We start from the raw sequence: 14,686 nt of genomic DNA on the forward strand, positions 1-14,686 counted from the left end.
GTCTGGGGACCCGGGCCTCCCGGGCGGCAGCCTGGGGGCATGCGAGAAAAAGATTCCCAGGCGGTGGCGGCGGGGGCCGCGGTCCACCTCACCGGCCTGCGCAAGCACTACGGCGACGTGCACGCGGTCGACGGCGTCGACCTGACGATCGCCCCGGGCGAAGTGGTCGCCCTGCTCGGCCCCAACGGCGCCGGCAAGTCCACGACCGTCGACATGATCCTCGGCCTGACCACGCCGGACGCGGGCAACGTGCGCGTGTTCGGACGCACGCCGCTCGACGCCGTCCGCGCCGGCCTGATCGGCGCGATGCTGCAGGGCGGCGCCCTGATGGACGACCTGACCGTCGGGGAGACCGTCGGCATGGTCGCGGCGCTGCACCGCAAGCCGATGCCGGTGGCCGAGGCCCTGCGCGCCGCCGGCGTCGAGGAGCTGGCCGGCCGCCGCGCGAACAAGCTGTCGGGTGGGCAGAAGCAGCGCGTGCGCTTCGCCGTCGCCCTGGTCAGCAACCCCGACCTGCTGATCCTCGACGAGCCGACCGCCGCGATGGACGTCGGGACCCGGCGCGAGTTCTGGCAGTCGATGTACTCGTTCACCGAGTCCGGCCGCACGGTCCTGTTCGCGACGCACTACCTCGAAGAAGCCGAGGAGTTCGCCGACCGGGTGGTGCTGATGCGCCGCGGCCGCGTCGTCGCCGACGGGAGCGTCGCCGAGGTCCGCGCGCTGGCCGGTGGCCGCACGCTGCGGGCCGCCGTCCCGGGCGCCACCGAAGCCGTCATCGCCGCGCTGCCCGGCGTCAAGGAGTTCGAGCTGCGCGGCGACCGCGTGGCGATCTCCAGCGGCGACTCCGACGCGACGCTCTGGGCGCTCAAGACGGCGCTCCCGGCCGTGCACGACATCGAGATCAGCGCCGTCGGCCTCGAAGGCGCCTTCCTGTCCCTGACCGCCGACGAGACCCCGGAGTCCGTGCTATGAACGCCACCTACCTGCTCACCGAGATCCGCCGCAACTTCCGGGCGCCGCGGTTCCTGGTCTTCGTCATCGCGTTCCCGGTGCTGATGTTCCTGTTGCAGGCCAACGTCTTCACCAAGGCGAGCGATCCGAACCACACGCAGATCGCGGCCGTGATCATGATCAACATGATGACCTTCGGGACGTTCGCCGCGGCCAACACCAGCGGCGGCCGGCTCGCCCTGGAGCGTGCGCTCGGCTGGCAGCGGCAGCTGCGGCTGACGCCGCTGACCGGGTTCGGCTACCTCGGCGGCAAGGCGCTGTCCGGGATGCTCGTCGGCCTGCCCGCGCTGATCCTGGTGCCGGTGCTGGCCGTGACCGTCGAGGGCGTGCACCTCGACGCCGCCGGCTGGGTCCGCGTCCTCGCCGGCGTCTGGCTCGGCACGCTCCCGCTGGTGCTGCTCGGCCTGCTGATCGGCCAGTTCGGCACGCCGGATTCGATGCAGCCGATCAGCATGCTGGTCACCCTCGGCATGGGCTTCCTCGGCGGTCTGTGGATCCCGCTGGAGGGCATGCCGTCCTGGATGCACGACCTCGCGCAGATCATGCCGACGTACTGGGTGCTGCAGGTCGCGCGACCGGCCGTGACCAGCGACATGGTGGTCTCGCTGCCGCAGGCCGCCGGGGTGCTCGCGGCCTGGACCGCGGTGCTGGGGGCGCTGGTGATCAGGCGTTACCGTAAGGACAGCGCCCGCGTTTGAGGGCCGGAGAAGGGGCGAGGAACGGCGATGGCGAAGTCCGAGAGGCACGCGTTCGGGCTGAACGACAAGGAAGCGTGGTGGGCCGACCCGCTGCCCGATCCGGAGAACAACGGCCCCGACCGGGTGCGCTGGCCGATCATGGGCGTGTTCTTCCTGCTGCCGTTCCTGATCCCGGCCACGAAGTCGCTGGCCGCCCGGCCCGAGGTCGACGCCGGGGTCGTGCTCACCGGCGTGCTGGTGTACGCCTACGCGCTGTGCTACCTGCTGTTCCCGTTCGTCTTCCGCCGGACGCTGCGGGTGAAGCTGGGCTTCGGCATCGGGATGAACCTGCTGGGGCTCGGCGTGGTCGCGGCGGCTTCGGCGAGCCCGTTCATCCTGCTCTACGGCACGGCGGTGATGGTCTTCCTGTCCCCGGCCGCGTGGTCGGTGATCGTCGACCTCGCGACGCTGGCGGCCGGGGCGCTGCTGCTGGTCGCGGAGGGCAAGTTCCAGGACGGCTACGGCGACCTGATCACCGTCGGCTCGGTGACGCTGGCGATGTTCTTCATGGCGAACCTGATCCGCACGGTCCGGCGGCTCGAGCTGGCCAACAAGGAGATCGCCACCCTCGCCGTGACGAACGAACGCCAGCGCGTCGCCCGCGACCTGCACGACCTGCTCGGGCACAGCCTCACCACGATCACCGTGAAGGCGGGGCTGGCCCGGCGGGTGCTGGAGAGCGCCGGCGACATCCCGCGCGCGGTCGAGGAGATCCGCGAGGTCGAGAGCCTCACCCGCAGCGCGCTGTCCGACGTCCGCGCCACCGTGTCGGAATACCGCGAAGTGTCGCTGTCGGCGGAGCTCGTGGGGGCCCGTGCGGCGCTGCGGGCGGCGGAGATCGACGCCGACCTGCCGCACGCCGTCGACAACGTCCTGCCGGAGTTCCAGAACACGTTCGGGTATGTCCTGCGCGAAGCCGTGACGAACGTGCTGCGGCACTCCGGGGCCCAGCAGGTGAGGGTCAAGCTGGGTGGCAACTGGCTGGAGATCGAGGACGACGGCACGGCCACCGAGGTCAAGCCGGGCAACGGCCTGCGCGGGCTCTCCGAGCGGCTCGACGCGGTCGGGGGCACCCTGCGCGCGTCGCCCCGGCCCGGGGGAGGATTGCTGGTGCGGGCGGAGATCCCGCTGCCGGAACCGCGCGCGGCCACCCCGGCCGTGCGCGCCGAACCCGCGGGAGGACTCGCTTGATCCGGGTGTTGCTGGCCGACGACCAGGCCATGGTGCGCGGGGCGCTGGCCACCGTGCTCGGCCTCGAAGCGGACATCGAGGTGGTCGGGCAGGTCGGCTCCGGCGACGAGGTGGTGGCCGCCGCTCGTGAGGTCAAGCCGGACGTCGCCCTGCTGGACGTCCAGATGCCGGGCAAGGACGGCCTGGAGGCGGCGGCCGACCTGCGGGCCGCGCTGCCGTCGTGCCGGGTGATCATCTGCACGACGTTCGGCCGGCCCGGCTACCTGGCGCGCGCGATGGCGGCGGGCGCGGCCGGGTTCGTCGTCAAGGACGCCCCGCCCGAGCAGCTCGTCGAGGCCGTCCGGAGAGTCCACAGTGGACTCCGGGTGGTGGACCCGGCGCTGGCCGCCGAGTCGCTGGCCACCGGCGCCAGCCCGCTCACCGGGCGCGAGCGGGACGTGTTGCGGGAAGCCAAGGACGGCAGCACGGTCGCCGACGTGGCCCGCGCGCTGCACCTGTCCGAGGGCACCGTGCGCAACCACCTGTCCGCCGCGATCGGCAAGACGGGCGCCCGCACGCGCGCCGAAGCGGTCCGGGTCTCGGAGGAACGCGGCTGGCTCTGAGCGGCCCGCGGCCTTCTGACAAGATGGGGCGGGTGGGTACCGTTGAACGCACGAAGCCGACGCGCGCGAGCTGGGCGCGCCGGATCGCCTTCGGCACGGTCCTCATGCTGGTCGCGCTCGTCGGCGGCACGGCGTTCCGCGTCTGGCAGGTCGCGCGCGAGAACGACCGGACGCCCGCCGACGTCATCGTGGTGCTGGGCGCGGCGCAGTACAACGGCAAGCCGTCGGACATCTACGCGGCGCGGCTGGTGAAGGCGAAGCAGCTCTACGACTCGGGCGTCGCGAAGACGATCGTCACCGCGGGCGGCAAGAAGGCCGAGGACAACTTCACCGAGGCCCGCGCCGGCCAGCTCTGGCTGACCCGGCACGGCGTGCCGTCGGCCGCGACGCTGGCGGTCGGGGAGGGCAGCGACACGCTGCGCAGCCTGCGTGCGGTCGCGGACGAGGTCGAGGGACGCGGCTGGCACACGGCGGTGCTGGTCAGCGACCCGTGGCACTCCTTCCGGGCCCGGACCATGGCCGACGACCTGGGCCTCGACGCCTGGACCGCCCCGACGCACAGCGGTCCGATCGTGCAGGAACGCGTCACGCAGGTGCGCTACATCGTCCGCGAGACCGGCGCGCTGCTCTACTACCGGCTGACCAAGACCCCGGCGGACGACCTCTTCGCCACCTTCCTGGGCTGAGAACCTTCTTCTGGTCAGGACGGCGCCACGGACCGCAGCTCGCCGCTTGCTGCGGCCTCTCGTGCCGGCTGACCAAGGTTCCGCGGCATTTTGTCGGTGGCCGCGTTTAGGCTGGTCGGGTGGACTACACGGAGCACGACACCGCCCGCCTGCTGCCGGAACCGGCGAAGGGCGCGGCGCTGCCCGGCACGCGCGCGGACGGGCGCAGCGCGTTCTCGCGCGACCGGGCTCGTGTGCTGCACTCGGCGGCGTTGCGGCGGCTCGCCGGCAAGACGCAGGTGGTCGGGCCGGGGGAGGGCGCCGAGGTCACCGGCGTCCCGCGCACCCGGCTGACGCACTCGCTGGAGGTCGCGCAGATCGGCCGGGGCATCGCCGAGGAACTGGGCGCCGACCCGGATCTCGCCGACACCGCGGGGCTGGCGCACGACATCGGGCACCCCCCGTTCGGGCACAACGGCGAGCGCGCGCTCGACGAGGTGGCCGCGGCGTGCGGGGGCTTCGAGGGCAACGCGCAGACGTTGCGCATCCTCACCCGGCTGGAGCCGAAGCTGCTGTCCGCCGAGGGTGACCCGGTGGGGCTCAACCTGACCCGCGCGTGCCTGGACGCGACCACGAAGTACCCGTGGCCGCGCAAGCCGGGGCAGGCGAAGTACGGCGTGTACGGCGACGACGTCCCGGTGTTCTCCTGGTTCCGTTCCGGGGCGCCGGTGGAGCGGACCTGCCTGGAAGCCCAGATCATGGACTGGGCGGACGACGTCGCGTACTCGGTGCACGACGTCGAGGACGGCGTGCTGGCCGGCCGGATCAAGCTGCGCGTGCTCGCCCACCCGGACGAGCGAGCGGCGGTCGCCGAGGCGGCGGCCAAGCACTTCTCGGCGCAGTCGGTGTCCACTTTGGAGGATGCGGCGGCGGAGCTGCTGGCGCTGCCCGTGGTGGCGGCCCTGACGTCGGCGGAGCCGGACGGCTCGCCGGGAGCCCAGGTGGCGCTGAAGCGGTTGACGAGCGAGCTGGTCGGCCGCTTCACGACAGCGGCGGTCACGGGCACCCGCGCGGAGTTCGGCGAGGGGCCGCTGGGGCGTTATCGGGCGCGGCTGTGCGTCCCGGAGCAGGTCGCGGCGGAGGTGGCGCTGCTGAAGGCGCTGGCCCTGCGGTACGTGATGAGCGACCGCCGTCGGCTGGCGATGCAGGAGGGACAGCGCGAGCTGCTGGTGGAGCTGGTCCACGCGCTGGCCCGCCGCGCCCCGGAGTTCCTGGACCCGCTGTTCGTCCCGGCCTGGAACGCCGCCCCCGACGACGCCGGCTTGCTGAGGGTGGTGATCGACCAGGTCGCCTCCCTCACGGACGCGCAGGCCCACACGTGGTACTCGTGGCACGTGACCCGTCACCACCGCTGACCGGACCAAGCAGGCGCTCAGCAAGGCATCACACGTCTCCAGAGGGGCATCGCGCGTGTGTGGAGAGGCATCACGCCGATGCCCGCTCAATCACGCATGATGCCCGCCCGATCACGTGTGATGCCCGCTCAATCACGTGAGCCGATCCTCGGATGCGCGAAGCGACTGCATGGGTACGCGAGTCGATTCCCGGAGCCGGAGCCGGAGCCGGAGCCGGTGGCGGGGCCGGGTCCGAGGCTGGGCGGTGGGCGGACCTGGGCGTGTGGTGGTTCTGGCATGCCGTTGTGCGGTTGCGGGCGGGGGATTGTCACCGGTGGGCGGACTTCCGCGTGGCCGCCCGGTGGGGTGAACCGTTCCGGTACTCTCGCCCGCATGGCCACGGACAGGCACCTCCGGTTCGCCCTCGCCGTCCACGCGGCCCTCGGTGCCGGGGGCGGGAACTCCTGTTTCTCGCCGTATTCGGTGGCCAGTGCGCTGACCTTGGCTGCGCGGGCCGCCCGGGGGAAGACCCGCGACGAGCTCGTCGCGCTGCTCGGGGATCCCGACCGGCAGACCACCCTGCTGCGGGAGGCCGCGCAGCCGGTCGAAGAGGCACGAGGCGAGCAACCCGAGGTCGCCGTCTCGAACACGCTGTGGGCCGACGACCGGCTCCCGCTCGAAGACTCCTTCAAGGCCGAGCTGGCCGAATGGCCCGGCGCCGCCGTCGCGAGCGCGCCCTTCGAAAGCGAGCCCGAAGCCGCGCGCGCCCTGATCAACGAGGACGTCGAGCGCACCACGCGCGGCCTCATCCCGCAGCTGCTGCCGCCCGGGTCGATCGACCGGGATGTCGCGGCCGTGCTGGTCAATGCGCTCTACCTGAAGGCCGCGTGGAAGCTGCCGTTCCGCGAGGCCAACACCGCTGACGCGCCGTTCCACGCGCCGTCCGGGACCCGGGACGTGCCGACCATGTGGCTCAGCGAACGCGTCGGCTACGCGCACGCCGCCGGCTGGCAGGCCGTGCGGCTGGTCGCGGCGGGCGGCTTCCAGGCCGTGGTGCTGCTGCCCGACGGCGACCTCGCCGAAGCCGAAGCGGCCCTCGACCAGGCCGCGTTGACGAACCTGCTCGACGGAATCGGCTTCAAGCCGGTCGAGCTCGCGCTCCCGAAGATCTCGCTGGACGTCGCCAGCTCGCTCACCGGCGTGCTGCGCGGCCTCGGCGTCCGCACGATGTTCACCGACGAGGCCGACCTGAGCGGGCTCTCCCCGGACCCGCGGCTCACCGTGTCCGAGGTGCTGCACCAAGCCGTGCTGCGGGTGGACGAACAGGGCTTCGAGGGGGCCGCGGCGACCGCGCTGACCATGCGCCTCACCTCGATGATCATCGACGACCCGGTCACCGTGACGGTCGACCGGCCGTTCCTGCTGCTGGTCCGGCACGCCGGCACCGGGGCCCTCCACTTCCTCGCCAGGGTGGTCGAACCGTGAGCTTGAAGTCCGAAGCCGTCCCCGAACTCGTCCCGCCCGCCCCCGAACCACCCGAAGGCCCGAAGCGCTGGGTGTGGCAGGACTCCGCCATCACCGGCGGGTTCCTGCTGTTCACGATCCTGCTCTACAACGGGCTCTGGTTCGACCTCAAGCGCGGCTACCTCTGGAACGGCGCCTCCGACCAGAGCCAGTGGGAGTGGTACTCGACGGTCGTCGCGAAGGCCGTGCTGCACTTCCAGAACCCGTTCACCACCGACCTGCAGAACTACCCGCTCGGCGTCAACATGGCGGCGAACGCGGCGATGTTCGGCCTCAACATCCCGCTGGCGCCGATCACGCTGACCTTCGGCGCGACGCTGACGTGGGCGATCGTGCTCACCGCCGGGCTCGCCGGCACCGCGACCGGCTGGTACTGGGTGTTCTCCCGCCACCTGGTGCCCAACCGCACCGCGGCCGCGATCGGCGGCGCGTTCTGCGGCTTCGCCCCGCCGATGATCTCGCACGGCAACGCGCACCCGAACTTCGTCGTGCTGTTCGTGCTGCCGTTCATCGCGCTGAAGACGATCCAGATCGCGCACGGCGAACGCCCGGTGCGCAACGGGATCGTGCTCGGGCTGCTCGTCGCGTGGCAGATCCTGCTCGGCGAAGAACCGCTGATGATCTTCGCGCTGACGTTCGCCGTCTTCGCGATCGCCTACCTGATCCCGCACCGCGGGGAGATCCGCGGCATGCTGGCGCCGCTGGCCAAGGGGGTGGGCGTCGGCGCGGTCGTCGCGCTGCTGATCGCCGGGTTCCCGCTGTACTGGCAGTTCTTCGGCCCGCAGAGCTTCCACTCGCTGCTGCACGGGTCGGCGGGCAACGACACGGCGGCGTTCACGCGCTTCGCGACGCAGTCGATCGCCGGCTCGCCGGACGCGGCCGCGGACGTGTCGATGAACCGCACCGAGGAGAACGCCTTCTTCGGCTGGCCGCTGATCGTGCTCATGGTGGTGCTCACGATCTGGCTGTGGCGCGACGTCGTCTCGCGGGCGCTGGCGATCACGATGTACGTGATGGCCCTCCTTTCGCTGGGCGTCGAAATCACGGTGGCGCACGACGACACCGGCGTGCCCGGGCCGTGGAAGTGGCTGGGGCAGCTGCCGCTGCTGGACTCGCTGCTCGAGTCCCGGCTCGCGATGGGCTGCATCCCGGTGGTCGGCGGCCTCCTCGCGATCGCCACGCACCGCGTCTGGACGGCGGCCGCCGAGCAGCGAGAACCCTTGGAGGGCAAGCAACCCTTCCCGCTGCGCATGATCTGGATCGGCGCGGTGGTGGCGGTGCTGCTGCCGATCGCGCCGACGGAGCTGGTGACGCACGAGCGCCCGCTTTCCCCTCCCTTCTTCGCCGACGGGATCTGGCGCCAGTACGTCGCCCCGGGCGGCTCCCTGGTGCCGGTCCCGCTGCCGAGCACCGGCGAGGCGGAACCGCTGCACTGGCAGGTCGACGCGGGCCTGGGCTACCCGATGCCCGAGGGCTACTTCGTCGGCCCGACCTCACCGGACGACCGCCGCGGCCGCTACGGCGCCGTCCCGCGGCCGACGTCGGACCTGTTCGCCGAGGTCGAGCGCACAGGCCAGGCAGCGGACATCACCGAGGCCGACCGCACCCAGGCCCTAGCCGACCTGCGCTACTGGAATGCCGACGTGCTGGTGGTCGGCCCGCGCCAGAACCAGGAAGCGCTGAAGTCCACTGTGGAGCTTCTGCTGCGCAAGCCGGCGGAGTTCGTCGGCGGGGTGTGGATCTGGGACGTGCGCCCACTGACTCCGTGACCGCTCGGTACGCGAGACGTGCTTCGGCGCGCACGATGGGCCACCCAGGTTGATTTCGCCGCCTGAGCGCGGATCTGGAGCGTGCGCCCGCCGGCGCCGTGACCGCGGGACGTGGTTTGGCGCGTGCGACCTGGCGGTCGTTGCCGCGCTTGGGCGGCTGGTCCTGCCGCCCGGCTGCGGATCCCGCGCGCCGTCGCCTTCACCGGTGGGGCGCGACCGACTCGCGCGAAGCGATCACACGGCCTCCACCAGGACCCGTGCCAGCTCGGCCGGTTGCGAAAACATCGGCCAGCGACCGGTGTCCATCTCCACCAGCTCCCAGCGCTCGCTCTCGAGCAGCTTCACGACGTCCGGGCTCGGGGTCTCGCCGTCGAGGAGGCACTTGATGTACGTCGCCGGGATCTCGCCGAGCGAACCGCTCACCTCCGCCGGCTCGGTCAGGGACGCCGCCGGGTGCGGGGTCGATCCGCCGACTACGCGGGCGATCTGCTCGTCCGAAAGTCCTTGGCCCGCATAGTCTTCCGCCGTCAGCGGTGGCCAGTAGCCGCGGTCGGTGAGCGCGGAAACCTGGGCGGCGCTCCACGTCGATGTGAACGACTCGCCGTCGGCCGGGACGTTCGAGTCGACGAACACCGCGCGTTTCAGCCGGTTCCCGATCCGCTCGGCCGCCTGCCCCACCGGGATGCCGGAGTAGCTGTGCCCCACCACCACGACCTCCCGAAAGCCCGAGGCGACCTCGACGATGTCGCGCACGTGGGTTCGCTGCCCGGCCGGCACATCGCGCCGTTCGGCGAGGCCCGACAGCGTCACCGGGTGCACGCCGTGCCCGGCCGCGCGCAGCGCCGGTGCCACGTCGTCCCAGGCCCACGCGCCGAGCCAAGCCCCTGCCACCAAAACGAATTCAGCCATGATCGGAAACCTAGCGGAGGGGTCCGACAGTTTCGGTAGAGTCGGCGCCCGTGACCACCACGGACGACCAGGGGCGGACCGAGCCGCCCGTCGGCGGCGACGAAGCCGCGACGCTGCTCGGCTTCCTCGACTTCCACCGCGACACGCTGGCCTGGAAGTGCGCCGGACTGGACGCGGCCGGCCTGCGCGCGACGCACCCGCCGTCCACGATGACGTTGGGCGGCCTGCTCAAGCACCTCGCGTACGTCGAGGACTACTGGTTCTCCTGTGTCCTGTTCGACCGCGAGCCGGCGGCGCCGTGGAACGCCGTCGACTGGCGGGAAACCCCGGACTGGGACTGGGATTCCGCCGTCGACGACACCCCGGAGCAGCTGAGTGAACTGTGGCAGGACGCGGTCGCACGATCCCGCGAGCGCTATGCGGAGGCGCTGGCGAACGGCGGTCTCGCGCAGCCTTCGAAGCACACGCGGCGGGACGGCAGCACGCCGAGCCTGCGCTGGATCCTGGTCCACCTGATCGAGGAGTACTGCCGCCACAACGGCCACGCCGACCTCATCCGCGAGTCGATCGACGGCAGCACGGGCGAGTAGGTTCAGGCCGCCGGGCCAGCGCACGCGCGTCCGTCGTCGAGGACGACCTGGCGCAGCCGCGGGACGCGGTCAGCCACGGCGGTGGGCGATCTGGAAGACGTTGCCGAACGGGTCGCGGACCATCGCGCGCCGGTCGCCGTAGGGCGTGTTCGTCGGCGCTTCGATGCTTGTCGCGCCGCAGTCCAGGGCCCGGCGGTACGTCGCGTCCGCGTCGGCGACGTACACGTAGAGGAACGCGGGGAAGAGCGCGCGTTCGCCTTCGGCCGACACCATGAGGAGCGAGTCGCCGATGCGGATCTCGGCGGGCCGCCCATCCTCGGCCTCCCCGGTGGCGCCGAAGACCGTGCGCAGGAACGCGACGGCGGCGACGAGATCGCTCACCACCATCCGCGGGATCACCGTCTGGAAACCCGGAGTCATAACCGCACACCCAAGCCGGTTCCGGGCGTGATCACAAGTCAGCGCCGCAGGCCGACCAGCTTCACCAGGAACCGGTCGAGCTGCTCGCCGGCGGGCGGCCACGGCAGATCGGGCTCGTTGATCCGCTGCGCCAGCATGCCGTTGACGGCCGTCCGCAGGTCGATGGCCACGGTCGCGGCGTCGTCGGCCGGGGCCAGGCCGGCGTCCATGCACGCCTGGACGGCCTCGGTGGTGCGCGCGACCATGACCTCCTTGAACGGCATGCCGTGGCGCCGGTGGACCTTGCTTTCGTGCAGCACCTTGTAGAGCCCGGAGTGCTCCCGCGCCCAGTCCGCCTGCGCCAGGATGCGGGCGCGTAGCGCGGCGGCCGGGTCGGACGCGGCCGCGGCGGCGTCGTCGCCGGTGCGGACCAGCTCCTCGTGGCAGCGCCGCATCGCGGCCAGCACGAGCGCGTCGCGATCCGGGAAGTGCAGGTAGACCGACGTCGCCGCGATCGACACCGCCCGCGCCACGGCGCGCAGGGAGAGGGCTTCGTCGTCGGCCAGCTCCTCGAGCATCCGCACGGCGGCCGTGACGATCTCATCGCGCAGCAGGTCGCCCTGGCCGCGGGCGTTGGGACGGCGGCGGTTCTCGGTCATGGTCGGTCCAGTGTAGCTGGACACCCATCGCGCTACAGGTGTAGCGTCACTTGCACTACGGCTGTAGCGCTACGAACGTTCACCACACTGAGGGAGCACGATCTTGACCACGACCGAAACGCCGACCAACCTCGAGCGGCTCGCCGCTCTCGACCCGGTCTTCGCCCAGATGGTCGGCGCGACCGCGAAGTACGTCCGGGCGGTCCCGGAGCTGACCGACCGCGAGAAGGCGTTCCTGAGCGTCACGGCCGACGTCTGCCAGGCGAGCCTGGGCTTGGCCTTCCGCGCCCACGTGCAGGCCGGGCTGGCCGCCGGAGTGTCCACCGCGGACATCCGCGCGCTGCTGCGGTTCGTCTCCTACGACTGCGGCTACCACGCCGCGACGGCGGGCATCGAACGGATCGCCGAACTGGAGGAGGAACTCGGCATCGCCCGCCCGGAAGCCGAAGCTCTCGCGCCGGAACTGCTGTCGACCGGGCCGGACGCGGCGCCCAGCCCGCTCCCGGAACCGACCCGGGCCCGGCTGACCGAGCTGGACCCGCACTTCACGGGGTTCTTCGACCTGCAGTCGCGGATGCGCACCGGCCATGGCCCCGGCACGCTCAGCGAACGCGAACGCGGCCTGGTCAGCCTCAGCGTCGACGTCCACTACCAGACGCTGGCCGACACGTTCCGCGCGCACGTGGGGCGCGCCCGGCGCGGCGGCGCGGCACCGGAGGACGTGCGGGCCGCGCTGCGGTTCGTCGCCCAGTACGGCGTCACCCGGGCCTGGCACGCCTGGGAAGCGCTGAACCCGATTCTGGCGGAGAGCTAACCGAGGACCTCGTCCGCGAGCCGGCTGAGGTAGGCCGCGAACCGTTCGCGATCTTCGCGGTCCCAGTCGCCCACCAGCGCCTCGAACGCCTGGCGCTGGTGGGCCTGCGAAGCGGCGAGGAACTCCTTCGCCGTGTCGGTCAGGGTCAGTACCGCGCGGCGCGCGTCCCGGGCCGACGTCGAGCGCGCCACGAAGCCGTCGCGGCTCGCTTCGCCGACCATCCGGCTGGCCACCGAGCGGTCGACGCCCAGCTGGCGGGCGACGTCGGCGACCGTCACCTCGTCGCCGGCCGCGCCGTCGATCGCCTGGATGACGAACAGGTTCGGCACGGTCCACGCCGGTGGGGCGCCGTCGGCGAACCGCTCGACGACGTCCGGGGCCCACTGGCGCGCCCAGTGGCGGACCAGGCGGAACAGGGCCGGGCCGCCGTCGGACCTTGATGCGTGCATAAGGCACGTTATAATGTGTGCTTTATGCACGCATCTCGGAACCTCGCCTTCGCCGGCCTGCTGCTCGGCATGGCCATGGCCCAGCTCGACGGCCTGATCGTCGCCGCGGCCCTGCCCTCGGTCGGCGCCGACCTGCACGCCCGCACCGGGCTGGTCGCGGTGACCGCCGCCGGCCTGCTCACGCTCACCGTCGCGACGCCGCTGCACGGCAGGCTCGGCGACCTCCACGGCCGCCGAATCTCCTTCGTCGCCTCGATTCTCGTGTTCGCCGCGGCCTCGGCGTGGTGTGCCGCCGCGCCCGATCTCGGCTCGCTGGTCGCCGCCCGCGCCCTGCAGGGCCTGGGCGGGAGCGGGTTGATCGTCACGGCGATGAGTGCGCTCGGCGAGCTGTTCGAGCGCGATGAGCTGCTGCGCCGCCAGGGCTGGCAGACCGCCGTGTTCGCGGCGGCCACGCTCGGCGGGCCGCCGCTGGGCGGGCTCCTCGCCGCCGGCCCGGGCTGGCGGTGGATCTTCCTGGTCAACCTCCCGCTGTGCGTGCCCGCCCTGGTGCTCGGCCTGCGCGGACTGCCTGCGAAACCCCGTCGCGCCCAGGAGAAGTTCGACGTCGGGAGCAGTCTCCTGCTCGTGGCCGCGGGGTCGGCGGTCGTCGCGCTCGGGACCGTCGACGGCCTCGCGCGCAGTCCACTGTGGACGCCGGTCCTGGCCGGAACGGCCGTGGTCGCCGGATTCCTGTTCGTGCGCAGGCAACGCCGTGCGAAGAGCCCGCTGATCTCGCCGAAGGTCTTCGCGGACGCCGTCCTGGCGCGCGCGGTGGTGGTCAACGGCCTGGCGGGCGCGGCCCTCTACGGCACCTTCACCTACGTCGCGCTGGTCGCCGCGCTGAGCGCGGGCGCGGCCGGGACCGGCGCGCTGCTCGTCGCGATGACGGCCGGGCAGCTCACGCTGTCCGCGTCGTTCGCCGCGCTGGCCCGCCGCCGCCCGGACCTGACGGCGTGGGGCCGGGCCGGCTGCCTGCTCGGCACGGCCGGGCTCGCCGCGATCGCCGTCGCGGCCGCCCGGGACGGGACGCCGTGGCTCCTGGCACCGGGGCTGTTCGCGGTCGGCGCGGCCTTCGCGGTCTGCACGTCCGCCTACACCGTCCTGGGCCAGACCCGCGCCCGGCGCGAGCTGATGGGCGTCACGCTGGGCTCGCTGACCTTCGCCCGGCAGGCCGGCGGGCTGGCCGGGGCCGCGGTGTTCGGCTGGCTCGCGCTGGCCACGACCGGCGCGCTCGGTGCCGCCGGGCTCACCGTCGTGTTCGCTTCCGCGGCCGCGATCATGCTCGTGGCCTGCGTCACCGCGCCCGCTGTCACGTCTTCCGAGGCGGTCTCGTCCTCCTCGTGACCGCGAACGAAGGAGAACGCAGATGCCTCGCATCCCCGCGAAGAAGACGTCCGAAGCCGGCCTGTTCCTCAAGCTGGCCTACCGGATCGCCGGCCGGCGCTACGGCGCGGTGCCCGAGCCGATGGCCGTCGCCGCGCACCACCGCGGCCTGCTGCGGACGTACCTGGTGCACGAGCTGCTGGCCGAGCGGGCGTCGAAGAAGGTGCCGGCGAACGTGCGCGAGCTCGCCGTCTACCGCGTCGCGACCCGGATCGGCTGCTCGTGGTGCGTCGACTTCGGGACGATGCTGCAGAAGCACGACGGCCTGGACATCGAGCGGCTGAAGAAGATCGACGACTACGCGACCTCGCCCGCGTTCAGCCACCAGGAACGGCTCGCGATCGCCTACGCCGACGCCATGTCCGGCGAGCGGATCACCGTCACCGACGAGCAGGTCGCCGAGCTGGAGCGCGAGTTCGGCCGCGACGGCGTCGTCGAACTGACCTACCAGATCGCGCTGGAGAATTCGCGCGCCCGGATGAACAGCGCGCTCGGCATCGTCGACCAGGGCTTCACCTCGGGTGACGCCTGCCGCGTCCCGCTCCCGTAGG

At 72.3% G+C, this 14,686-nt stretch carries 16 protein-coding genes; 12 read left to right on the forward strand and 4 right to left on the reverse strand.

Features of this window, described 5'->3' with window-relative positions; genetic code table 11:
• The first annotated feature begins 39 nt into the window (after positions 1 to 39).
• The 8 genes from OG738_RS24565 (at position 40) to OG738_RS24600 (ending at position 8,893) form a co-directional block, all read left to right on the forward strand.
• A complete protein-coding gene (locus OG738_RS24565; protein ID WP_329044389.1) occupies positions 40 to 972 on the forward strand; it encodes an ABC transporter ATP-binding protein in 933 nt (310 codons plus the stop codon).
• Positions 969 to 1,709, forward strand: a complete 741-nt coding sequence (locus OG738_RS24570) for an ABC transporter permease (RefSeq protein ID WP_329044391.1) — start codon at positions 969 to 971, stop codon at positions 1,707 to 1,709. The genes OG738_RS24565 and OG738_RS24570 overlap by 4 nt, the downstream gene beginning before the upstream one ends.
• A 27-nt stretch (positions 1,710 to 1,736) precedes the next feature.
• Complete coding sequence (locus OG738_RS24575; protein ID WP_329044393.1) at positions 1,737 to 2,939, forward strand: sensor histidine kinase; 1,203 nt, start codon at positions 1,737 to 1,739, stop codon at positions 2,937 to 2,939.
• Positions 2,936 to 3,541, forward strand: coding sequence for a response regulator transcription factor (locus OG738_RS24580; RefSeq protein WP_329044394.1), 606 nt, complete (start codon positions 2,936 to 2,938; stop codon positions 3,539 to 3,541). The genes OG738_RS24575 and OG738_RS24580 overlap by 4 nt, the downstream gene beginning before the upstream one ends.
• A 32-nt stretch (positions 3,542 to 3,573) precedes the next feature.
• On the forward strand, positions 3,574 to 4,227 hold the full coding sequence (locus OG738_RS24585; RefSeq protein ID WP_329044395.1) for a YdcF family protein: 654 nt from the start codon (positions 3,574 to 3,576) through the stop codon (positions 4,225 to 4,227).
• A gap of 119 nt (positions 4,228 to 4,346) precedes the next feature.
• On the forward strand, positions 4,347 to 5,621 hold the full coding sequence (locus OG738_RS24590; RefSeq protein WP_329044396.1) for a deoxyguanosinetriphosphate triphosphohydrolase: 1,275 nt from the start codon (positions 4,347 to 4,349) through the stop codon (positions 5,619 to 5,621).
• Positions 5,622 to 5,993: 372 nt separating this feature from the next.
• Positions 5,994 to 7,085, forward strand: a complete 1,092-nt coding sequence (locus tag OG738_RS24595; RefSeq protein ID WP_329044398.1) for a serpin family protein — start codon at positions 5,994 to 5,996, stop codon at positions 7,083 to 7,085.
• A complete protein-coding gene (locus OG738_RS24600; protein ID WP_329044399.1) occupies positions 7,082 to 8,893 on the forward strand; it encodes a glycosyl transferase in 1,812 nt (603 codons plus the stop codon). The genes OG738_RS24595 and OG738_RS24600 overlap by 4 nt, the downstream gene beginning before the upstream one ends.
• A 234-nt stretch (positions 8,894 to 9,127) precedes the next feature.
• Here the strand turns inward: OG738_RS24600 and OG738_RS24605 are convergent, their stop codons facing one another.
• Positions 9,128 to 9,802, reverse strand: a complete 675-nt coding sequence (locus tag OG738_RS24605) for an alpha/beta fold hydrolase (protein ID WP_329044400.1) — start codon at positions 9,800 to 9,802, stop codon at positions 9,128 to 9,130.
• A gap of 50 nt (positions 9,803 to 9,852) precedes the next feature.
• Between OG738_RS24605 and OG738_RS24610 the strand changes: the two genes are divergently transcribed.
• Positions 9,853 to 10,392 carry a DinB family protein gene (locus OG738_RS24610; RefSeq protein ID WP_329044401.1) on the forward strand — a complete coding sequence of 180 codons (540 nt, stop codon included), beginning with the start codon at positions 9,853 to 9,855 and terminating at the stop codon, positions 10,390 to 10,392.
• A gap of 69 nt (positions 10,393 to 10,461) precedes the next feature.
• Here the strand turns inward: OG738_RS24610 and OG738_RS24615 are convergent, their stop codons facing one another.
• Together OG738_RS24615 and OG738_RS24620 are read right to left on the reverse strand one after the other, a co-directional pair.
• Positions 10,462 to 10,812, reverse strand: a complete 351-nt coding sequence (locus OG738_RS24615) for a VOC family protein (RefSeq protein WP_329044402.1) — start codon at positions 10,810 to 10,812, stop codon at positions 10,462 to 10,464.
• Positions 10,813 to 10,850: 38 nt separating this feature from the next.
• Positions 10,851 to 11,450, reverse strand: a complete 600-nt coding sequence (locus OG738_RS24620; protein ID WP_329044404.1) for a TetR/AcrR family transcriptional regulator — start codon at positions 11,448 to 11,450, stop codon at positions 10,851 to 10,853.
• A 103-nt stretch (positions 11,451 to 11,553) separates the two neighbouring features.
• Between OG738_RS24620 and OG738_RS24625 the strand changes: the two genes are divergently transcribed.
• A complete protein-coding gene (locus OG738_RS24625; protein ID WP_329044405.1) occupies positions 11,554 to 12,264 on the forward strand; it encodes a carboxymuconolactone decarboxylase family protein in 711 nt (236 codons plus the stop codon).
• On the opposite strand, the gene OG738_RS24630 is transcribed toward OG738_RS24625, so the two are convergent.
• Positions 12,261 to 12,713 carry a MarR family winged helix-turn-helix transcriptional regulator gene (locus OG738_RS24630; RefSeq protein WP_329044406.1) on the reverse strand — a complete coding sequence of 151 codons (453 nt, stop codon included), beginning with the start codon at positions 12,711 to 12,713 and terminating at the stop codon, positions 12,261 to 12,263. The genes OG738_RS24625 and OG738_RS24630 overlap by 4 nt on opposite strands.
• 24 nt (positions 12,714 to 12,737) lie before the next feature.
• Between OG738_RS24630 and OG738_RS24635 the strand changes: the two genes are divergently transcribed.
• A complete protein-coding gene (locus OG738_RS24635; RefSeq protein WP_329044408.1) occupies positions 12,738 to 14,096 on the forward strand; it encodes an MFS transporter in 1,359 nt (452 codons plus the stop codon).
• A gap of 22 nt (positions 14,097 to 14,118) precedes the next feature.
• Positions 14,119 to 14,685, forward strand: coding sequence for a carboxymuconolactone decarboxylase family protein (locus OG738_RS24640; protein ID WP_329044409.1), 567 nt, complete (start codon positions 14,119 to 14,121; stop codon positions 14,683 to 14,685).
• The last annotated feature ends 1 nt before the right edge of the window (position 14,686 follow it).

Source organism: Amycolatopsis sp. NBC_01488, assembly GCF_036227105.1.
GTDB lineage: Bacteria > Actinomycetota > Actinomycetes > Mycobacteriales > Pseudonocardiaceae > Amycolatopsis.